General features: G+C 62.5%; 31 protein-coding genes. 30 read left to right on the top strand and 1 reads right to left on the bottom strand.

All coding sequences use genetic code 11. The features are described from left to right. The first annotated feature begins 192 nt into the window (after positions 1-192). From rpsJ to AC06DU_RS04950, 30 genes are all read left to right on the top strand, one after another. On the top strand, positions 193-504 hold the full coding sequence (gene rpsJ, locus AC06DU_RS04805; RefSeq protein ID WP_003486723.1) for a 30S ribosomal protein S10: 312 nt from the start codon (positions 193-195) through the stop codon (positions 502-504). Positions 505-515: 11 nt separating this feature from the next. Then, complete coding sequence (rplC, locus tag AC06DU_RS04810) at positions 516-1,166, top strand: 50S ribosomal protein L3 (RefSeq protein WP_005993363.1); 651 nt, start codon at positions 516-518, stop codon at positions 1,164-1,166. A gap of 12 nt (positions 1,167-1,178) precedes the next feature. Then, the gene (gene rplD / locus AC06DU_RS04815; RefSeq protein ID WP_024938567.1) at positions 1,179-1,784 is read left to right on the top strand and encodes a 50S ribosomal protein L4; all 606 of its coding nucleotides are present in this window, start codon (positions 1,179-1,181) and stop codon (positions 1,782-1,784) included. Beyond that, positions 1,781-2,080, top strand: a complete 300-nt coding sequence (gene rplW, locus AC06DU_RS04820; protein ID WP_002811694.1) for a 50S ribosomal protein L23 — start codon at positions 1,781-1,783, stop codon at positions 2,078-2,080. Before rplD ends, rplW begins: the two co-directional genes overlap by 4 nt. Before the next feature lie 10 nt (positions 2,081-2,090). Next, the gene (gene rplB / locus AC06DU_RS04825; RefSeq protein ID WP_003486715.1) at positions 2,091-2,918 is read left to right on the top strand and encodes a 50S ribosomal protein L2; all 828 of its coding nucleotides are present in this window, start codon (positions 2,091-2,093) and stop codon (positions 2,916-2,918) included. Between the two features lie 6 nt (positions 2,919-2,924). Next, positions 2,925-3,194: a 30S ribosomal protein S19 gene (rpsS, locus tag AC06DU_RS04830; RefSeq protein ID WP_005993369.1), complete on the top strand. Its 270-nt coding sequence runs from the start codon at positions 2,925-2,927 to the stop codon at positions 3,192-3,194. Positions 3,195-3,206: 12 nt separating this feature from the next. Next, positions 3,207-3,542 (top strand): 50S ribosomal protein L22, encoded by a 336-nt coding sequence (rplV, locus tag AC06DU_RS04835; protein WP_002811686.1) that lies wholly within the window; start codon positions 3,207-3,209, stop codon positions 3,540-3,542. A 17-nt stretch (positions 3,543-3,559) separates the two neighbouring features. Beyond that, the gene (rpsC, locus tag AC06DU_RS04840; RefSeq protein ID WP_024938565.1) at positions 3,560-4,294 is read left to right on the top strand and encodes a 30S ribosomal protein S3; all 735 of its coding nucleotides are present in this window, start codon (positions 3,560-3,562) and stop codon (positions 4,292-4,294) included. Between the two features lie 5 nt (positions 4,295-4,299). Continuing rightward, a complete protein-coding gene (rplP, locus tag AC06DU_RS04845) occupies positions 4,300-4,713 on the top strand; it encodes a 50S ribosomal protein L16 (protein WP_011036127.1) in 414 nt (137 codons plus the stop codon). Further along, complete coding sequence (gene rpmC / locus AC06DU_RS04850; protein WP_006450638.1) at positions 4,713-4,898, top strand: 50S ribosomal protein L29; 186 nt, start codon at positions 4,713-4,715, stop codon at positions 4,896-4,898. The genes rplP and rpmC overlap by 1 nt, the downstream gene beginning before the upstream one ends. A gap of 11 nt (positions 4,899-4,909) precedes the next feature. Then, positions 4,910-5,179: a 30S ribosomal protein S17 gene (gene rpsQ, locus AC06DU_RS04855; RefSeq protein WP_016900663.1), complete on the top strand. Its 270-nt coding sequence runs from the start codon at positions 4,910-4,912 to the stop codon at positions 5,177-5,179. A gap of 14 nt (positions 5,180-5,193) precedes the next feature. Continuing rightward, a complete protein-coding gene (gene rplN / locus AC06DU_RS04860) occupies positions 5,194-5,562 on the top strand; it encodes a 50S ribosomal protein L14 (RefSeq protein WP_003486699.1) in 369 nt (122 codons plus the stop codon). A 15-nt stretch (positions 5,563-5,577) separates the two neighbouring features. After that, complete coding sequence (gene rplX, locus AC06DU_RS04865; protein WP_003486696.1) at positions 5,578-5,895, top strand: 50S ribosomal protein L24; 318 nt, start codon at positions 5,578-5,580, stop codon at positions 5,893-5,895. Positions 5,896-5,906: 11 nt separating this feature from the next. After that, a complete protein-coding gene (gene rplE, locus AC06DU_RS04870) occupies positions 5,907-6,449 on the top strand; it encodes a 50S ribosomal protein L5 (RefSeq protein WP_010371090.1) in 543 nt (180 codons plus the stop codon). Between the two features lie 18 nt (positions 6,450-6,467). Further along, positions 6,468-6,773 carry a 30S ribosomal protein S14 gene (rpsN, locus tag AC06DU_RS04875; protein WP_005917137.1) on the top strand — a complete coding sequence of 102 codons (306 nt, stop codon included), beginning with the start codon at positions 6,468-6,470 and terminating at the stop codon, positions 6,771-6,773. A 205-nt stretch (positions 6,774-6,978) separates the two neighbouring features. Then, entirely contained in the window at positions 6,979-7,377 is a 399-nt protein-coding gene (gene rpsH, locus AC06DU_RS04880) for a 30S ribosomal protein S8 (protein ID WP_010371096.1), read from the top strand. Between the two features lie 15 nt (positions 7,378-7,392). After that, complete coding sequence (gene rplF / locus AC06DU_RS04885; RefSeq protein WP_024938564.1) at positions 7,393-7,920, top strand: 50S ribosomal protein L6; 528 nt, start codon at positions 7,393-7,395, stop codon at positions 7,918-7,920. Between the two features lie 88 nt (positions 7,921-8,008). After that, positions 8,009-8,368 (top strand): 50S ribosomal protein L18, encoded by a 360-nt coding sequence (rplR, locus tag AC06DU_RS04890; protein ID WP_016900655.1) that lies wholly within the window; start codon positions 8,009-8,011, stop codon positions 8,366-8,368. A 159-nt stretch (positions 8,369-8,527) separates the two neighbouring features. After that, positions 8,528-9,070 (top strand): 30S ribosomal protein S5, encoded by a 543-nt coding sequence (gene rpsE / locus AC06DU_RS04895; protein WP_003486682.1) that lies wholly within the window; start codon positions 8,528-8,530, stop codon positions 9,068-9,070. Next, the gene (rpmD, locus tag AC06DU_RS04900) at positions 9,063-9,254 is read left to right on the top strand and encodes a 50S ribosomal protein L30 (RefSeq protein ID WP_024938563.1); all 192 of its coding nucleotides are present in this window, start codon (positions 9,063-9,065) and stop codon (positions 9,252-9,254) included. Before rpsE ends, rpmD begins: the two co-directional genes overlap by 8 nt. A gap of 4 nt (positions 9,255-9,258) precedes the next feature. Beyond that, positions 9,259-9,702, top strand: coding sequence for a 50S ribosomal protein L15 (rplO, locus tag AC06DU_RS04905; RefSeq protein WP_016900650.1), 444 nt, complete (start codon positions 9,259-9,261; stop codon positions 9,700-9,702). Positions 9,703-9,709: 7 nt separating this feature from the next. Further along, positions 9,710-11,077 carry a preprotein translocase subunit SecY gene (secY, locus tag AC06DU_RS04910; RefSeq protein WP_016900648.1) on the top strand — a complete coding sequence of 456 codons (1,368 nt, stop codon included), beginning with the start codon at positions 9,710-9,712 and terminating at the stop codon, positions 11,075-11,077. A gap of 332 nt (positions 11,078-11,409) precedes the next feature. Then, entirely contained in the window at positions 11,410-11,766 is a 357-nt protein-coding gene (gene rpsM, locus AC06DU_RS04915) for a 30S ribosomal protein S13 (protein WP_003486672.1), read from the top strand. 10 nt (positions 11,767-11,776) lie between these two features. Beyond that, the gene (gene rpsK / locus AC06DU_RS04920; protein ID WP_003486671.1) at positions 11,777-12,169 is read left to right on the top strand and encodes a 30S ribosomal protein S11; all 393 of its coding nucleotides are present in this window, start codon (positions 11,777-11,779) and stop codon (positions 12,167-12,169) included. 15 nt (positions 12,170-12,184) lie between these two features. Continuing rightward, entirely contained in the window at positions 12,185-12,811 is a 627-nt protein-coding gene (rpsD, locus tag AC06DU_RS04925) for a 30S ribosomal protein S4 (protein ID WP_024938562.1), read from the top strand. A gap of 53 nt (positions 12,812-12,864) precedes the next feature. Beyond that, positions 12,865-13,863, top strand: a complete 999-nt coding sequence (locus AC06DU_RS04930; protein WP_002811635.1) for a DNA-directed RNA polymerase subunit alpha — start codon at positions 12,865-12,867, stop codon at positions 13,861-13,863. A gap of 180 nt (positions 13,864-14,043) precedes the next feature. After that, positions 14,044-14,427 (top strand): 50S ribosomal protein L17, encoded by a 384-nt coding sequence (rplQ, locus tag AC06DU_RS04935; RefSeq protein ID WP_003486665.1) that lies wholly within the window; start codon positions 14,044-14,046, stop codon positions 14,425-14,427. 324 nt (positions 14,428-14,751) lie between these two features. After that, a complete protein-coding gene (locus AC06DU_RS04940; protein ID WP_024938561.1) occupies positions 14,752-15,270 on the top strand; it encodes a disulfide bond formation protein B in 519 nt (172 codons plus the stop codon). Between the two features lie 48 nt (positions 15,271-15,318). Then, on the top strand, positions 15,319-16,710 hold the full coding sequence (locus AC06DU_RS04945) for a class II 3-deoxy-7-phosphoheptulonate synthase (protein ID WP_046345812.1): 1,392 nt from the start codon (positions 15,319-15,321) through the stop codon (positions 16,708-16,710). 85 nt (positions 16,711-16,795) lie between these two features. Further along, entirely contained in the window at positions 16,796-17,923 is a 1,128-nt protein-coding gene (locus tag AC06DU_RS04950) for a mechanosensitive ion channel family protein (RefSeq protein ID WP_024938559.1), read from the top strand. Here AC06DU_RS04950 and AC06DU_RS04955 read toward each other — a convergent pair. Continuing rightward, positions 17,913-19,517, bottom strand: a complete 1,605-nt coding sequence (locus AC06DU_RS04955; protein WP_478204365.1) for an amidase — start codon at positions 19,515-19,517, stop codon at positions 17,913-17,915. The two genes, AC06DU_RS04950 and AC06DU_RS04955, sit on opposite strands and share 11 nt — an antisense overlap. Positions 19,518-19,534: the final 17 nt, after the last annotated feature.

Here is a 19,534-nt window from a genome sequence, read left to right on the forward strand (position 1 = left end):
TGTTGACCGTGCTCTTGTTGCGCACTATACTTTTCTGTCTGGGCAGGCCGGTTTACCGGTCTGCCTCAGTTTTTGGGCGGAGGAAATGCCCTCGCCAGCAGGACGCGCGGCGATTTCATCTACGTCAGGAATATCGGGGCAGGTATCCCAGAGGCCTTGCCCGTCGCTCTTTTAACGAAGGAAGCTTCCGTCATGTCGGAACAAAAGATCCGGATTCGGTTGAAGGCGTTCGATCATCGTTTGATCGACCGTTCGGCCAGCGAGATCGTCGAAACGGCTAAGCGGACCGGCGCGCAAGTGCGTGGCCCGATCCCGTTGCCGACCAAGATCGAACGTTACACCATCCTCGTATCCCCGCATGCCGACAAGGATGCGCGTGACCAGTACGAAACCCGCACGCACAAGCGTGTGCTCGATATCGTCGACCCGAACGACAAGACCGTGGACGCGCTGATGAAGCTCGAACTCGCGGCTGGCGTCGACGTACAGATCAAGTTGACCTGAGGACTACGACCATGACGAAGAAATATTCGTTGGGCTTCGTGGGCCGTAAGGCTGGCATGAGCCGCGTCTTCACTGAAGATGGCCGCTCGGTGCCGGTTACGCTGATCGAAGCAACTCCGAACCGCATCGCGCAGATCAAGACCGTTGAAACCGACGGTTACAGCGCAGTGCAGATTACCGTTGGCGCGCGTCGCGCCGCACTGGTCAACAAGCCGGCCGCTGGTCACTTCGCCAAGGCGAAGGTGGAAGCGGGTCGCGGCTTGTGGGAATTCCGCGTTGAAGATGCGCAGCTCGGCGACTTCGCCGTCGGCGGCGAAATCAAGGCGGACATCTTCGAGGTCGGCCAGAAGGTCGACGTCCAGGGCGTCACCAAGGGTAAGGGTTTCCAGGGCACCATCAAGCGCTACAACTTCCGTATGGGCGATGCAACTCACGGTAACTCGCTGTCGCATCGCGCGCCGGGTTCGTTGGGTCAGCGCCAGACCCCGGGTCGCGTTTTCCCGGGTAAGAAGATGTCGGGCCACATGGGCGCCGTGCAGCAAAGCACGCAGAACCTGGAAGTGGTCAAGGTCGACGTCGAGCGTGGTCTGATTGCTATCCGCGGCGCCGTGCCTGGCGCAGCTGGTGGCGACGTGATCGTCCGTCCGGCGAGCAAGGCATAAGGAGAGATGACGATGGAACTCGTTATCACGGGTAGCAACAACAAGGTCTCGGTCTCCGATGCCGTGTTCGGTCGCGAATTCAGCGAAGATCTGGTTCACCAGGTCGTCGTCGCTTATCGCAATGCCGGCCGCGCTGGTACCAAGGCTCAGAAGACGCGTTCGGAAGTTGCGGGCACGACCAAGAAGTCGAAGAAACAGAAGGGCGGCGGTGCGCGTCATGGCGCGCTGACGGCTCCGATCTTCATCGGCGGCGGCGTGACCTTTGCGGCCAAGCCGCGCAGCTTCGAACAGAAAGTCAACCGCAAGATGTACCGTGCGGCCATCTGCGCGATCTTCTCTGAGCTTAATCGCCAGGGTCGCCTGATGATCGTCGATGCGTTCGACGTCGAAACCACCAAGACCCAGGGTCTGATCGAGAAGCTGAAGGGACTGGACGTGGGCAAGCGCCCGCTGATCGTCACTGAGGAAGCATCCGAGCACCTGTATCTGTCCGCCCGCAATCTGCCGTATGTGCAGGTGCGTGATGTGCAGGGTCTGGATCCGGTCGCTCTGGTCGGGGCCGATACGGTCGTGATCACCGCCGATGCGGTCAAGAAGGTCGAGGAGTGGCTGGCATGAGCAGCAACGAAAAAATCTTCAGCGTGCTGCGTGCTCCGCGAGTCTCTGAAAAGACCGCGCGCCTGCAGGAAATCTCCAACCAGTATGTCTTCGAAGTTTCGAACGAAGCCACCAAGGCCGATGTAAAGGCCGCGGTTGAGCAGCTGTTCGACGTCAAGGTCAAAGCGGTCAACGTGGTCAACGTCAAGGGCAAGAGCAAGTCCTTCCGTAACCGTGCTGGCAGCCGTGGCAATTGGCGCAAGGCGTACGTCCGCCTGGTTGATGGTCAGTCCATCGACGTAACGGCCAAGGCCTGAGGTCCATCCCATGCCATTGATGAAGTTCAAACCCACCTCTCCCGGCCGTCGTTCCGCCGTGCGCGTGGTCACCCCCGATCTGCACAAGGGCGCACCGCACGCGGCGCTGCTCGACTCGCAGAGCAAGTCCGGTGGTCGTAACCACCATGGCCGCATCACCGTGCGTCACGTCGGTGGTGGTCATAAGCAGCACTACCGCATCATCGACTTCAAGCGCAACAAGGAAGGCATTCCGGCGCGTGTGGAGCGGATCGAATACGATCCGAACCGTACCGCTCATATCGCCCTGCTGTGCTACGTCGACGGCGAGCGTCGCTACATCATCGCCCCCAAGGGCCTGAAGGCTGGCGATCAGGTCATTGCCGGTGCCAACGCACCGATCAAGACCGGCAATACGCTGCCGCTGCGCAACATCCCGGTCGGTACGACGGTCCACGGTATCGAGCTGAAGCCGGGTAAGGGCGCTCAGATCGCACGTGCTGCCGGTGCAGCCGTCCAGCTGGTCGCTCGCGAAGGCATCTATGCCACGCTGCGTCTGCGCTCGGGCGAAATGCGCAAGGTGCCGGTCGAGTGCCGCGCCACCATCGGCGAAGTCGGCAACGACGAGCACAACCTCGAGAAGCTGGGCAAGGCTGGCGCCAAGCGCTGGCGCGGTGTTCGCCCGACCGTTCGCGGTGCGGCCATGAACCCGGTCGATCACCCGCACGGTGGTGGTGAGGCCAAGGCTGGCCAGGGTAATCCGCATCCGGTCACCCCGTGGGGTGTTCCGACCAAGGGTTACAAGACGCGCAAGAATAAGCGCACCCAGCAATTCATCGTCCGCGATCGTAGGGGCTAATCGACCATGGCACGTTCACTTAAGAAGGGCCCGTTCGTCGATCACCACCTTGCAAAGAAGGTGGAGTCCGCTGCGGGTAGCAAGAAGCCGATCAAGACCTGGTCGCGCCGTTCGATGATCCTGCCGGAAATGGTAGGCATCACCATCGCCGTGCATAACGGCAAGAACCACATTCCGGTGCTCGTCAACGAGAATATGGTCGGCCACAAGCTCGGCGAATTTGCCGTCACCCGGACCTTCAAGGGTCACGGTGGCGACAAGAAGTCGAGCAGGTAAGGAGAGATGACGATGGAAGCGAAAGCAATCCTGCGCACCGCGCGCATCTCCCCGCAGAAGGCCCGCCTGGTCGCTGACCAGGTGCGTGGACTGTCCGCCGAACGTGCGGTCAATCTGCTGAAGTTCTCGGACAAGAAGGCTGCGCACCTGATCAAGAAGGTTGTGGAGTCGGCTATTGCCAATGCCGAGAACAATCAGGGCGCGGATGTCGACGAGCTGAAGGTCAAGACCATCATGGTTGATGAAGGTCCCTCCCTGAAGCGTTTCATGGCGCGGGCGAAAGGCCGCGGTACCCGCATCCTCAAGCGCACCAGTCACATCACTGTGATTGTCGGCGCCGCCAAGTAAGCGGAAAGGAAAAGACCATGGGTCATAAAGTTCATCCGACTGGAATTCGCCTTGGCATCGCCAAGGACTGGAATTCCAAGTGGTACGCAAGCAAGGCCGACTTCGCCGCCTACCTGGCAGCCGACCTGAAAGTGCGTGAAATGCTGCGCAAGAAGCTCGCGCAGGCAGGTATCAGCAAGATCTTGATCGAGCGCCCTGCCAAAACCGCCCGCGTGACGATCCACACCGCCCGTCCGGGCGTGGTGATCGGCAAGCGTGGCGAGGACATCGAAAAGCTGCGTAAGGAAGTGAGCGCGATGATGGGTGTTCCTGCCCACATCAACGTCACCGAAGTGCGCAAGCCGGAGCTGGATGCGCAGCTGGTCGCCGAGTCGATCGCGCAGCAGCTTGAGCGTCGCATCATGTTCCGCCGCGCAATGAAGCGCTCGGTCGGCAACGCGATGCGCTTGGGTGCCCTGGGCATCAAGGTCAATGTGGCTGGCCGCCTCAACGGTGCAGAAATTGCCCGTTCGGAGTGGTACCGCGAAGGCCGCGTGCCGCTGCACACGCTACGTGCCGACATCGATTACGGTTTTGCCGAGGCGTCCACGACGTACGGCATCATCGGCATCAAGGTCTGGATCTATAAGGGTGAGGTCTTCGACTTCTCCCAGGTTGGCCAGGAGAAGCAGGACGACAGCCCGCGCAACGATCGTAACGATCGCGGCGACCGTGGTGACCGTCCTTCGCGCCCGGCTCGTGAAGCGAGGTAACGGCAATGTTGCAACCCAAGCGAACCAAATATCGCAAGATGCACAAGGGCCGTAACGACGGCCTGGCATGGAGCGGAAACGCCGTCAGCTTCGGCGAGTACGGCCTCAAGGCAACCGCGCACGGTCAGCTGACCGCGCGTCAGATTGAAGCAGCACGTCGTACGATCAGCCGCCACGTCAAGAAGGGCGGCAAGATGTGGATTCGTGTGTTCCCCGACAAGCCGATCACCAAGAAGCCGATCGAAGTCCGCATGGGCTCCGGTAAGGGCAACGTGGAGTACTGGGTCGCGCAGATTCAGCCGGGCCGCATGATCTATGAAATCGAGGGTATTCCCGAGGATATCGCACGTGAGGCGTTCCGCCTTGCCGCCGCGAAATTGTCGGTGACCACCACTTTCGTGACCCGGACGGTGCGCTGATGGATATCAAACAACTCCGCGAGAAGTCGGCTGACGAACTGAAGGCCCACCTGACCGATCTGCGTAAGGAGCAGTTCTCGCTCCGTATGCAGCAGGTCACCGGCCAGCTGCCGAAGACCCACGATACCCGCCGGGTGCGCCGCGAGATTGCTCGCGTCAAGTACCTGCTCGGCAGCACCAAGTAAGGACGGCCGCGATGAGCGACAACAACGAAAAGCAAGCGCTGCGCACGGTCGAAGGCCGTGTCGTCAGCAACAAGATGGACAAGACGGTCACCGTGTTGGTGGAGCGCCAGGTCAAGCACCCGTTGTACGGTAAGTACATCAAGCGCTCGTCCAAGCTCCACGCACACGACGCCGACAATGCCTGCAACGAAGGCGATGTCGTGCGTGTGACCGAGATTGCTCCAATGTCCAAGACCAAGAACTGGCGGGTGGTCGAAATCGTCACCCGTTCGGCCGAATAAGGGAGATCTGAATCATGATCCAGATGCAGAGCTACCTCGATGTCGCCGACAATTCGGGTGCCAAGGAAGTGATGTGCATCAAGGTGCTGGGCGGCTCCAAGCGCCGTTACGCACACATTGGCGACATCATCAAGGTGACCGTCAAGGACGCCATTCCGCGCGGTAAGGTCAAGAAGGGCGAAGTCTACGACGCCGTCGTGGTGCGTACCCGCAAGGGTGTGCGCCGTCCCGACGGTTCGCTGATCCGCTTCGATGGCAACGCCGCTGTGCTGTTGAACAATAAGCAGGAGCCGATCGGGACCCGCATCTTCGGGCCGGTGACGCGCGAGCTGCGTTCCGAGAAGTTCATGAAGATCGTCTCGCTCGCTCCCGAAGTGCTGTGAGCGGAGGACATATACATGGCTAACCGTATCAAGAAGGGCGACCAGGTCGTCATCAACACCGGCAAGGACAAGGGTAAGCAGGGTGAAGTTGTGCGTGTGGATGGCGATCGCGTGATCGTCTCCAATGCCAACGTCATCAAGCGCCACACCAAGCCGAACCCGCAGGCGGGTGTCGCCGGCGGCGTGGTCGAGCGTGAAGCGTCGATCCATATCTCCAACGTCAATATCGTCAACCCGGCAACGGGCAAGGGCGAGCGCGTTGGCTTCAAGGTGCTGGAGGATGGACGCAAATTGCGTGTGTTCCGCTCCAGCGGTGAGGCGCTCGACGCCTGAGGAATGCGATCATGAACACTCGTCTCGAAAAGTTTTACAAGGAAAACGTGGTGCCGGCCCTGATGAAGGAATTCGGCTACACCAATCCGATGGAAGTGCCGAAGCTGGTCAAGGTCACGCTCAACATGGGCGTGGGCGAGGCGGCTACCAACAAGAAGATTCTGGAAAATGCGGTCGCCGACATGTCCAAGATCTCCGGTCAGAAGCCGGTGGTCACCAAGTCGCGCGTTTCGGTCGCATCGTTCAAGATTCGTGACGGTTGGCCGATCGGCTGCAAGACCACGTTGCGTCGCGCCAAGATGTACGAGTTTCTGGATCGTCTGATCAACATCTCGCTGCCGCGCGTGCGCGACTTCCGTGGTGTTTCGGGTCGCTCCTTTGACGGTCGTGGCAACTTCAACATGGGTGTGAAGGAACAGATCATCTTCCCGGAAATCGACTTCGACGCCGTCGACGCGATCCGCGGTATGGATATCGCCATCACCACCACCGCCAAGACGGATGCGGAAGCGAAGGCGCTGCTGGCAGCGTTCAAGTTCCCGTTCCGTAACTGACCGTCGAGGACATCCGAAATGGCAAAAACCTCCATGATCCACCGCGACATCAAGCGTGCAAAGCTGGCGAAGAAATTCGCCGGCAAGCGTGATGCGCTGAAGAAGATCCTCTCCAGTCAGGATGCGTCCTACGAAGAGAAGATCGACGCGTCGACCAAGTTGCAGAAGCTGCCGCGCGATTCGTCGCCGAGCCGCCACCGCAACCGTTGCGAGTTGTCCGGTCGTCCGCGCGGTGTCTACCGCAAGTTCGGTCTGGGTCGCAACATGCTGCGCAAAGCCACCATGAACGGCGACGTTCCTGGCCTGCGCAAGGCAAGCTGGTAACAGCATTGCCGGTCGCTCGCGGCCGGCTTGAGCAGGATGGTTCTGTTCAACATGGGAGTCCGACGCAAGTCGGGCTCTTTTGTCGTATACTTCCGCTTCTGTCTTGCCCGCACGGGCCTGGCATGGCGTAAAGGGTCCTGGCCCATCCCCAGGAAAACACAAGATTTTCGCGAAAGCGGATATCGGTGCACTCAAAGGTACTCATATGAGCATGACTGATCCCATCGCCGACCTGCTGGTACGCATCAAGAATGCGGCCGCGGTTGGTAAGCAGACGGTGAAATTGCCGTCGTCCAAGATCAAGGTCGCGATCGCCCAGGTCCTGAAGGACGAGGGTTACATCACCGACCTGCGCGTGACAGCGACCGAGAACAACAAGTCGGAGCTGGAAATCGTGCTGAAGTATTTCGAAGGCCGTCCGGTCATCGAGACCCTGAAGCGTTTCTCGCGCTCGGGTCTGCGCCAGTACCGCGGCAAGACCGAGCTGCCCAAGGTCCTGGGTGGCCTGGGTATCGCCATCATTTCCACGTCGAAGGGCATCATGACCGATGCGCAGGCTCGCGAAGCCGGCGTTGGTGGTGAAGTCCTGTGCTTCGTGGCCTAAGGGAAGGAATCGATCATGTCCCGTGTAGCCAAGAAGCCTGTCTCCCTTCCGAAGGGTGTTGAACTCAAGGTCCAGCCCGAGCTGGTCAGCGTCAAGGGCCCGAAGGGCACCCTGACCCTGCCGAAGCCGGTTGGCGTCGAAATCGCCGTTGACGGCGACGTTGCCACGCTGTCGGCCAACGAGCCGTCGCAGATCGCCATCACCGGCACCGTGCGCGCCATCCTTGCCAATATGGTCAAGGGCGTGTCCGAAGGCTTCGAGCGCAAGCTCGAGCTGGTGGGCGTCGGTTACCGTGCCGCCATGCAGGGCAAGGACCTGAGCCTGGCGCTCGGCTTCTCGCACCCGCTGGTGTTCGTGGCGCCGGAAGGCATCACGCTGTCGACCCCGACCCAGACCGAAATCGTGGTCCAGGGCGCCGACAAGCAGCGCGTCGGCGAAGTTGCCGCCAAGATTCGCGGTTTCCGTCCGCCGGAGCCCTACAAGGGCAAGGGTGTGAAGTACGCCGGTGAAGTCATCATTCGCAAGGAAGCCAAGAAGGCTTAATGGCGAGTCCCTCGCAAGAGCCCGCACATCCCTGTGCGGACTTTTGATAGGAGCGCGCTTTCCCTTCAGCTTCCGTAGGATAAATATCATGAGCATCAACAAGAACATCGCCCGTCTGCGTCGCGCCAAGTCCACCCGTTCGCACATCCGTGAACTGGGCGTCGCTCGCCTGTCGGTGCTGCGCACCGGCCAGCATCTGTATGCGCAGGTCTTCACCGCCGACGGCTCCAAGGTGATCGCTGCGGCGAACACCCTGCAGGCCGACGTCAAGGAAGGCCTGAAGAACGGCAAGAACAGCGATGCGGCCGTCAAGGTCGGCAAGCTGATCGCCGAGCGCGCCAAGGCTGCGGGCATCGAGAAGGTCGCATTTGACCGCTCGGGCTATCGCTACCATGGCCGTATCAAGGCGCTGGCCGACGCAGCTCGCGAAGGCGGCCTGCAGTTCTAAGCACTGCTGCGGATGTGGCCATCGGCCACATCCGCGTTACCGCCGGCAGGGGAGATGCCGGACCGTCCCGTTCTTTTGCAACGGTGCCGGGAACACAGCGTGACTTCACAACCATAAGCGGCTTCGAGCCGTACATACCCAATCAATCAAGGAATCAAGATGGCAGAAGAACGTGCACCGCGGGGTCGTGATCGCGACCGTAACCGCGAAGAGAAAGTCGACGATGGCATGATCGAAAAGCTGGTCGCGGTCAATCGCGTCAGCAAGACGGTCAAGGGCGGTCGCCAGTTCACCTTCACCGCGTTGACCGTGGTCGGCGATGGTCTGGGCAAGGTCGGTTTCGGTTATGGCAAGGCGCGCGAAGTGCCGGTCGCCATCCAGAAGTCGATGGAGCAGGCGCGCAAGAACCTGGCGACTGTCGATCTGAACAACGGTACCTTGTGGCATGCCGTCAAGTCCGGCCATGGCGCAGCACGCGTCTACATGCAGCCGGCGTCGGAAGGTACGGGCGTCATCGCCGGCGGTGCCATGCGCGCTGTGCTGGAAGCGGTCGGCGTCAAGAACGTGCTGGCCAAGGCGGTTGGTTCGCGTAATCCGATCAACCTGGTCCGTGCAACCCTGAAGGGTCTGTCGGAAGTGCAGTCGCCGGCCCGTGTTGCGGCCAAGCGCGGCAAGAAGGTGGAGGAGCTCAACCATGGCTAAGGACACCAACAAGACCGTGAAGGTGCGCCTGGTGCGTGGCCTGCGTGGAACCCAGTCGCGTCACCGCCTGTCGGTGCGTGCGTTGGGCCTGAATAAGCTCAACGATGTGCGTGAACTGAAGGACAGCCCGCAGGTTCGCGGTCTGATCAACACCGTTCACTACCTCGTCAAGGTTGAGGACTAATCCCATGACTTTGCATCTCAATGACCTCAAGCCCGCCGACGGCGCCCGTACCGAGCGCACCCGCGTCGGTCGTGGCATCGGCTCCGGCCTTGGCAAGACCTGCGGCCGCGGCCACAAGGGTTCGTTCGCTCGCAAGGGCGGCGGCAAGATCAAGGCCGGCTTCGAAGGCGGCCAGACGCCGATGCAGCGCCGTCTGCCGAAGATCGGCTTCCGTTCCAAGATGGCGCGTGACAGTGCCGAAGTGTTGTCCTACCAGCTGGACAAGCTGGAAGCCGGTGAGATCGACTTTGCAGCGCTGCGTGCGGCCAATCTGGTCCCGAGCCGCGCCAAGAAGGCGAAGATCGTGCTGAAGGGCGAGCTGAGCAAGAAGTTCGTGCTGAAGGGTGTCGCCGCAAGTGCGGGCGCCAAGGCAGCAATCGAAGCTGCCGGCGGCAGCGTAGAGGAGTAATCGGCAGATGGCGCAGGCTGGCATTGGTAACCTCGGTGGCGGGCTCGGCAAGTTCACGGAACTTCGCCAGCGGCTACTGTTCGTCCTCGGGGCATTAATCGTCTATCGCATCGGCTGCTATGTGCCGGTGCCGGGCGTGAATCCCGATGCCATGCTTTCGTTGATGCAGGCGCAGGGCGGCGGCATCGTGGACATGTTCAACATGTTCTCGGGCGGCGCCCTGCACCGTTTCAGTATTTTTGCGTTGAACGTGATGCCGTATATCTCGGCATCGATCGTGATCCAGTTGGCCACGCACATCTTTCCCGCCCTCAAGGCGATGCAGAAGGAAGGCGAATCCGGCCGACGCAAGATCACCCAGTATTCGCGCATCGGTGCGGTGTTGCTGGCGGTGGTGCAGGGCGGCAGTATCGCGCTGGCACTGCAGAACCAGACCGCGCCTGGTGGCGCTCCGGTGGTGTACGCGCCGGGCATGGGTTTCGTGCTCACCGCAGTGATTGCGCTGACTGCCGGCACCATCTTCCTGATGTGGGTGGGCGAGCAGGTCACCGAGCGTGGCATTGGTAACGGCGTGTCGCTGATCATCTTTGCCGGCATCGTTGCAGGCCTTCCGTCGGCGGCGATCCAGACCGTCGAGGCCTTCCGCGAAGGCAATCTGAGCTTCATCTCGCTGCTGCTGATCGTCATCACCATTCTGGCGTTCACGCTGTTCGTGGTGTTCGTCGAGCGCGGGCAGCGGCGTATCACAGTCAATTACGCACGCCGCCAGGGCGGCCGCAATGCGTACATGAACCAGACCTCGTTCCTGCCGTTGAAGCTCAACATGGCAGGCGTGATTCCGCCGATCTTCGCCTCCAGCATCCTGGCCTTCCCGGCCACGCTGTCGATGTGGTCGGGTCAGGCGGCGTCTGGCAGCGGTGTGGGTTCGTGGCTGCAGAAGATCGCCAATGCGCTCGGGCCCGGCGAGCCGGTGCACATGCTGGTGTTCGCCGCACTGATCATCGGTTTCGCGTTCTTCTATACCGCGCTGGTGTTCAACTCGCAGGAAACCGCCGACAACCTCAAGAAGTCTGGCGCACTGATTCCCGGTATCCGTCCGGGCAAGGCGACGGCTGACTATGTGGACGGCGTGCTGACGCGCCTGACCGCAGCGGGTTCGTTGTACCTGGTGATCGTCTGCCTGCTGCCTGAAATCATGCGCACCCAGCTGGGCACCTCGTTCCACTTCGGTGGTACGTCGCTGCTGATCGCCGTGGTGGTGGTGATGGACTTCATCGCGCAGATCCAGGCCCATCTGATGTCGCATCAGTATGAGAGCCTGCTGAAGAAGGCCAACCTCAAGGGTGGCTCGCGCGGCGGTCTGGCGCGCAGTTAAGTGGTACACTAGATCTTCATTGCGTGAAGACGGCCTGGTTCCCGGGCCACGATCTTCCGATCAGAAGGGCGGCTCGCGCGACGTCTCGCGCGCGGGTGTGACGAGGTGGTCCTGTGCGGGAGTAGTACAGGCGATTCGGAGAAGTTTTCTGGATCAACATCGTCCGGCGCCGGAGCGAGGGCACACTCCCCACGCCGGGTCCATGGAACTTTTGGTTCCACGGGCTTCAAAGCAATCCGAGGCCTTGCTACAATTCCGAGTTCACTTTTGATCCATCCTGCCGGATGGCGCCTGGGCGCTGTCGGGCCATCACTCAGTTGGAGAATCGCGTCATGGCGCGTATTGCAGGCGTCAACCTGCCAGCCCAGAAGCACGTCTGGGTCGGGTTGCAAAGCATCTACGGCATCGGCCGTACCCGTTCGAAGAAGCTCTGCGAATCCGCAGGCGTTACCTCGACCACGAAGATTCGTGATCTGTCCGAACCCGAAATCGAGCGCCTGCGCGCCGAGGTCGGCAAGTATGTCGTCGAAGGCGACCTGCGCCGCGAAATCGGTATCGCGATCAAGCGACTGATGGACCTGGGCTGCTATCGCGGTCTGCGTCATCGCCGTGGTCTCCCGCTGCGTGGTCAGCGCACCCGTACCAACGCCCGCACCCGCAAGGGTCCGCGCAAGGCGATCAGGAAGTAAGGGATAGATCATGGCAAAGCCAGCAGAAAAGAAAACGAAGAAGAAGATCAAGCGCGTCATCACTGACGGCGTCGCTCACGTCCACGCTTCGTTCAACAACACCATCGTCACCATCACCGATCGCCAGGGCAATGCACTGTCGTGGGCCACGTCCGGCGGCGCCGGTTTCCGTGGTTCGCGCAAGTCGACCCCGTTCGCTGCTCAGGTTGCCGCCGAAAAGGCTGGCCGCGCTGCGCTCGACTACGGCGTGAAGTCGCTGGAAGTGCGTATCAAGGGTCCGGGTCCGGGCCGTGAGTCGGCCGTGCGTTCGTTGAACAACGTGGGCTACAAGATCACCAACATCATCGACGTGACGCCAATCCCGCACAACGGGTGCCGTCCGCCGAAGAAGCGTCGCGTCTAAAGGGAGCGATAAGAAATGGCTCGTTATATCGGTCCTACCTGTAAGCTCGCCCGCCGCGAAGGCGTCGATCTTTCCCTCAAGAGCCCGGCGCGCGCGCTGGACTCCAAGTGCAAGCTTGAGCAGAAGCCCGGCCAACACGGCGCGGCTCGCAAAGGCAAGCTCTCCGACTATGCCACCCAGCTGCGCGAAAAGCAGAAGGTCAAGCGCATCTACGGTTTGCTGGAGCGTCAGTTCCGCAACTACTACAAGAAGGCCTCGACCAAGAAGGGCAACACCGGCGAGAACTTGCTGCAGTTGCTGGAAACCCGTCTGGACAACGTCTGCTACCGCATGGGCTTTGCCGTCACCCGTCCGGCCGCCCGCCAGCTGGTGTCGCACCGTGGCGTGTTGGTCAATGGCAAGTCGGTGAATCTGGCTTCGTACCAGATCAAGGCTGGCGATGCGATCACGCTGTCGGAAAAGGCACAGAAGCAGCTTCGCGTGCAGGAAGCCCTGACCGTGGCTGAGCAGCACGACATGACGCCGTCGTGGGTCGAAGTCGATTCGAAGAAGTTCAGCGGCGTGTTCAAGGCCGTTCCGGATCGCGCTGACCTGCCTTCGGATATCAACGAAGCGCTGATCGTCGAGTTGTATTCGAAGTAATTCACATTGGAGAGCCTCCGGCACCGCCGGAGGTTCGCAGGAGACCCCGCAACATGACGGTTACCGCCAACCAGGTTCTGCGCCCCCGTGGTCCGCAGATCGAACGTCTTACCGACAATCGCGCAAAGGTCGTGATCGAGCCCTTGGAGCGCGGTTACGGGCACACGCTGGGCAATGCCCTGCGTCGTGTGCTGTTGTCGTCGATCCCGGGTTTTGCGATCACCGAGGTCGAGATCGACGGCGTGCTGCACGAGTACACCACGGTCGAAGGGCTGCAGGAAGACGTGCTTGACGTCCTGCTCAACCTGAAAGACGTGGCGATTCGTATGCATAGTGGCGACAGCGCGACGCTGTCGTTGTCCAAGCAGGGTCCGGGCACGGTCACTGCGGCCGACATCAGGACCGATCACAACGTCGAGATCATCAACGGCGACCACGTGATCTGCCACCTGACCAAGGACACGGCGCTGAACATGCGCCTGAAGATCGAGCGTGGTTTCGGCTATCAGCCGGCTGCCGCGCGTCGTCGTCCGGACGAAGAGACCCGCACCATCGGTCGTCTGATGCTGGATGCGTCGTTCTCGCCGGTGCGTCGCGTTGCCTATGCCGTGGAAGCTGCGCGCGTTGAACAGCGCACCGACCTCGACAAGCTGGTGATCGATATCGAAACCAACGGCACGATCGATGCCGAGGAAGCCGTGCGCACCGCCGCCGACATCCTCAGCGATCAGCTGTCGGTGTTCGGCGATTTCACCCACCGCGATCGCGGTGCGGCCAAGCCGGCTGCCAGCGGCGTGGATCCGGTGCTGCTGCGCCCGATCGACGACCTCGAGCTGACCGTGCGTTCGGCCAACTGCCTGAAGGCCGAGAGCATCTACTACATCGGTGATCTGATCCAGAAGACCGAAGTGGAGCTGCTCAAGACCCCGAACCTCGGCAAGAAGTCGCTGACCGAAATCAAGGAAGTGCTGGCACAGCGCGGCCTTGCACTGGGCATGAAGCTGGAGAACTGGCCGCCGGCCGGTGTCGCCCAGCACGGCATGCTTGGTTAATGCATCACCGCATGGGCGTCTTCGGGCGCCCATGCTGTTTTTTTACATCGACGGGCCAAAGCCCGCGGTGACATCCGGTCAAAGGACGGCCGGCTCGGACCAACCGCAGTCCATTCAACAGCGCCAGGATGGCGACAGCGTCTCTCAAGCAGTCTCAACATTCCTTAGGAAATCACACTCATGCGTCACCAGAAATCCGGTCGTAAATTCAACCGTACCAGCGCGCACCGCGAAGCCATGTTCCGCAATATGGCCGCGTCGCTGTTCAAGCACGAGCTGATCAAGACCACCTTGCCGAAGGCCAAGGAACTGCGTCGCGTCGCCGAGCCGCTGATCACCATCGGCAAGGTCGATGGCGTTGCCAATCGTCGTCTGGCGTTTGCTCGCCTGCGCGACAAGGAAGCAGTGGGCAAGCTGTTCGTCGAACTGGGCCCGCGTTACGCGACCCGTCCCGGCGGCTACCTGCGCATCCTGAAGGCCGGCTTCCGTGCCGGTGACAATGCGCCGATGGCGTATGTCGAGCTGGTCGACCGTCCGGTCGTCGCCGAGGAAGTGGCCGAGTAATCGGTTCGCCCTTCGCAAAGATTCTCGAAAAGCCCGGCTAGCGCCGGGCTTTTTTATTGCCTGTGCCGGACCATGGCGGTCGGTCTTGGTATGGGTGTTTCGGCAACAGCGCAGCGATGTGCATGCCCCAACCAGGATCAAGCTCACCGCTGCAAAGGCGGCCGTCTCCGGGCGGTGTCGAGGGTCTGCAGACCGACACATGACTGGCGACATGCATGGCTGCACCGGGCCTGCTGCCGGGCGACCTGCCCGATGCAGGCATCCGTGGTCACCGCGGCAGCGATGGCTGATAATCGGGCATTCGATCCTAGGCAAGCGGTAGCGATGAATCCATTTCGTTGGGGTTTCCGGGCGCAGTTCTTGCTGGGCTTTCTTGCCTGCGCAGGATTGCTTGCCTATGCGATCTACGTACAGCTGCATCTTGGGCTGGAGCCATGCCCGCTATGCATCTTCCAGCGGATCGCGTTTGCGGCGCTGGCGCTGTTGTTTCTGCTGGGCGCGTTGCATGGGCCGCGCGCAGCGGGCACGCGCAAGCTCTATGGCGTGCTCAGCTTCATCGCTGCCGGCGTCGGCATGGGCATCGCGGCGCGGCATGTCTGGGTGCAGATCCGGCCCAAGGACATGATGTCCTCGTGCGGGCCGCCGTTGAGCTTCCTGAGCGAGACGATGGGGCCGTTCGAAGTGTTCCGCACCGTGCTGACCGGCACCGGCGACTGCGGCAATATCGATTGGCGCTTTCTGGGCCTGAGCATGCCGATGTGGAGCATGCTGTGGTTCGTGGGCCTGGCGCTGTGGGCGCTGTACGCCGGCTTCAGGCAGCGTGGTCCGCGCAAACTGTTCTGATCGTTTCGTTCCGGCGCTGGCCGGCGCCCGAGATTTCTGGAGTTCACGATGTCCGCTTCCCCTCATTCGTCCGTCAACCAGGCAGAGCAGTGGTCGCCGCAGAGCTGGCGGCAGCGTCCGGCGTTGCAGATGCCGGTCTACCCGGACGCCGTTGCGCTGGAACACACGCTGGGCGAGTTGCGGCAGCTGCCGCCGCTGGTGACCTCCTGGGAAATCTTTGCGCTCAAGCGCCAGCTGGCAGAAGCGCAGGAAGGCAAGCGCTTCCTGCTGCAGGGCGGCGATTGCGCCGAGAACTTCAGCGATTGCGAATCGGGCACGATCTCCAATCGCCTGAAGGTGCTGCTGCAAATGAGCCTGGTGCTGGTGCATGGCCTGCACCTGCCGGTGGTGCGGGTAGGGCGCTTTGCCGGGCAGTACGCCAAGCCGCGCTCGGCCGATACCGAAACCCGCGACGGGGTGACCTTGCCGAGCTACCGCGGCGATGTGATCAACGCGCCAGCCTTCACTGAAGCGGCGCGCGTGCCGGATCCGCAGCGCATGATCACCGCGCATTCGCGCTCGGCGATGACGATGAATTTCGTGCGCGCTCTGATCGACGGCGGCTTTGCCGACCTGCACCATCCCGAATACTGGAATCTGGACTGGGTGGGGTATTCGCCGCTGGCGGCGGACTACCAGAAGATGGTGGCATCGATCGGCGATGCGGTGCGCTTCATGGAGACCCTGTCCGGCGCGGAGGTCTACAACCTCAATCGCATCGACTTCTACACCTCGCACGAGGCGCTGTTGCTGCCGTACGAGGAAGGCCTGACCCGGCAGGTGCCGCGCCAGTGGGGCTGGTTCAACCTGAGCACCCATTACCCGTGGATCGGCATGCGCACCGCCGCGCTGGATGGCGCGCATGTGGAATACCTGCGTGGCGTGCGTAACCCGATCGCGATCAAGGTGGGGCCATCGGTGCAGCCGGATCAGCTGTTGCGTCTGATCGACGTGCTCAATCCCGAAGACGAACCCGGCCGCCTGAGCTTCATCCATCGCATGGGTGCGGCGCAGATCGCCGAGAAGTTGCCGCCGCTGCTGGAGGCGGTCAAGCGCGATGGACGTCGGGTGTTGTGGGTGTGCGATGCGATGCACGGCAATACCGAAAGCACCGGAAATGGCTATAAGACACGGCGTTTCGACAATATCCGCAGCGAGGTCGAGTTGTCCTTCGATCTGCATGCGGCCGCCGGGACGCGGCTGGGCGGGGTGCATCTGGAACTGACCGGCGAAGACGTCACCGAATGCACCGGTGGCGCGCGCGAGTTGACCGAGCGCGATCTGGAACGCGCTTACCGCTCCAGCGTGGATCCGCGCCTGAACTACGAGCAGTCGCTGGAAATCGCAATGGCGATCGTGCGCAAGCAACAGCAGGTGGCGTCGCAGCCGCTGGGCGCGTGATGTCACCGTACGCATGACGTGATGCTCATGCCGCGTGCGGCATGATGCTGCAGCCATCCCTCTTTCCCCCCACAGGAGGAACGGTTTGACTGCCGATTGGAACGTCATCCGCGAATACGCAATCCCGCTTGGTGCCGCGCTGCTGGCGGGCATCGTCACCTGGTCGCTGATGCTGTGGCTGTTTCGCCGCATGCAGGGCCGCGACTATCGCCGTGCACGCATCATTCGCGTGGTCACGCTGCCGGCTGCCTTCATCCTGCCGCTGCTGTTTCTGGGCGTCGCCACCGAAGCGACGCCGCTATCCGGCAAGGGGCTGGCGGCGATGCAGCATCTGCTGCACGTCGGCATCGTTGGCTGCGTGACCTGGCTGTTGGTGCGCGCCGTCGCCGCCGGTGAAATGGCGATCCTGCGCAGCAACCCGATCGAGGTGTCCGACAACCTCACCGCACGGCGCATCCAGACCCAGACACGCGTGCTGAGCCGGGTGGTCATGGGCGCGGTGATCCTACTCGGCATCTCGGTGGTGTTGCTTGGTTTCGAGCAGGTGCGCCAGATCGGCAAGACGCTGCTGGCCTCGGCCGGCATCATCGGCCTGGTGGCCGGCATCGCGGCCAAGCCGGTGTTCGGCAACCTGATCGCCGGTCTGCAGATCGCCCTGACCCAGCCGATCCGGCTGGACGATGTGGTGATCGTGGAAGGCGAATGGGGCCGCATCGAGGAGATCGGTAGCTCGTATGTGGTGGTGCGGATTTGGGACGAGCGGCGGATGGTGGTGCCGTTGACCTGGTGGATCGAGCACCCGTTCCAGAACTGGACGCGCAGCAGCGCCGACCTGCTCGGTACCGCATTCCTGTGGCTGGACTACCGCACCCCGATCGCGGCGGTGCGCGCCGAGCTGGAGCGCATCTGCAAGAGCGAGCCGCTGTGGGATGGACGCGTGTGCGTGACCCAGGTGACCGAAACCAGCGAGAGCACGATCCAGGTACGCCTGCTGGTGAGCGCGCGCAATTCCGGCGATGCGTTCGATCTGCGCTGCATCAGCCGCGAGCGCATGATCGACTTCCTGACCCGCGAGCACCCGTACGCACTGCCCAGGATTCGCGCCGAAATCGCCGCGCAGGAAAAGCCACCCCTGCGTGCCGCCGCGCCCATCGCCCAGGAGAGCGTGCGCTCGCCCGGTGCCGAAGACGGCGAGCCTGCGACTACGGTGTAGCTGCAGGCGCGGCCGCCGGCGCGCTGGGCGCAGTCGGCGCATAGCGGGGCGCAACACGCGCCTTGCTGCGTTGTTCGTAGGCGTAGGCCAGTTCGATCAGGCGCGGCTCGCTCCAGGCGCTGCCCATGAACAATAGGCCCAGCGGCAGGCCCTGGGTCTGCCCCATCGGCACGCTCATGCTGGGATAACCGGCCACCGCAGCCGCACCATAGCCGGCTCCGGGAAAGGTGTCGCCCTTGACCAGGTCGGTGACCCAGGCAGCACCGGTGGTCGGCACGATCAACGCATCCAGGCGATTGGCCTGCAGCGCGGCGTCGATGCCGTCCGGCCCGGCCAGCCGTTTGGCAGTGGCGCGGGCCGTGAGATAGGCGGCATCGTCCAGTCCGGGCGCGGCCTGCGCCTGCTCGAACAGCTCCTGTCCGAAGTAGGGCATCTCGCGCTGCGCGTGGCTGCGATTGAAGGCGATCACCTGCTCCAGGCTCGACACCGGCGCGGCGTGGCTGCGCAGATACGCGTTCAGGCCGGCCTTGAATTCGACCAACAAGACCGTTTGCTCGGCGGCGTCCCACTGGCCCTCGGTCGCCAGGCTGGTTTCGATCACGGTGGCGCCGGCGGCGCGCAGCGTCTGCACCGCGCGTTGCAGCGCGGCGGCAATGGCCGGATCTTCGCGCAAGGGATTGCGCAGCAGGCCCAGGCGGGCGCCGCGCAGGCCATCGGGTCTGAGATGCGCCAGATAGTCCGGCGCGGACGTCGGTGCAGTGCGCGCCGCAGGATCCTGCGGGTCGGGCGCGGCAATCGCCTGCAGCACCGCGACCGCATCGGCGACGCTGCGCGTCATCGGGCCGGCGGTGTCCTGGCTGGCCGAGATCGGAATGATGCCGTCGCGGCTGACCAGGCCCACGGTCGGTTTGAGCCCGACCAGGCCGTTCACCGAGGCCGGGCAGGTGATGCTGCCGTCGGTTTCGGTGCCGATGCCGACCGTGGCCAGGCTGGCGGCGATCGCCGCGCCGGTGCCGGCACTGGAGCCGCAGGGATTGCGATCCAGCGCGTACGGATTGCGGGTCAGCCCGCCGCGTGCGCTCCAGCCGGAGCTGGACTTGGTGGAGCGGAAGTTGGCCCACTCGCTCAGGTTGGTCTTGCCCAGGATCACCGCGCCAGCGGCGCGCAGGCGCTGCACCAGAAACGCATCGCGGCCGGGCCTAAAATCGGCCAATGCCAGCGAGCCGGCGCTGTTGACCATCGGCAGCGCATCGATGTTGTCCTTGAGCAGTACCGGAATGCCATGCAGAGGCCCGCGCACATGGCCAGCGTGGCGTTCGGCGTCCAATGCACGTGCGTCGGCTTCGGCCTGCGGGTTGAGTTCGATCACCGAATTGAGGGTGGGCCCGGCGCGATCGATGGTGGCGACACGCTGCAGGTACGCGCGGGTCAGGTCCAGGCTGCTGATCGTGCCGGACGCCATGCGTGCCTGCAGGCTGACGATGTCGGCGTCGATCAGATCGTCTTGCCTGGCAGTGGCTGCGTTGGCACCGGCCGAGGTCAGGCTTTCGGTATGCGCACAGCCGCACAGCGCAAGCAGCAGCGCGAAGGACAAGGTGGTGGATCGCATTG

Source organism: Xanthomonas sp. NCPPB 3200 (assembly GCF_056393585.1).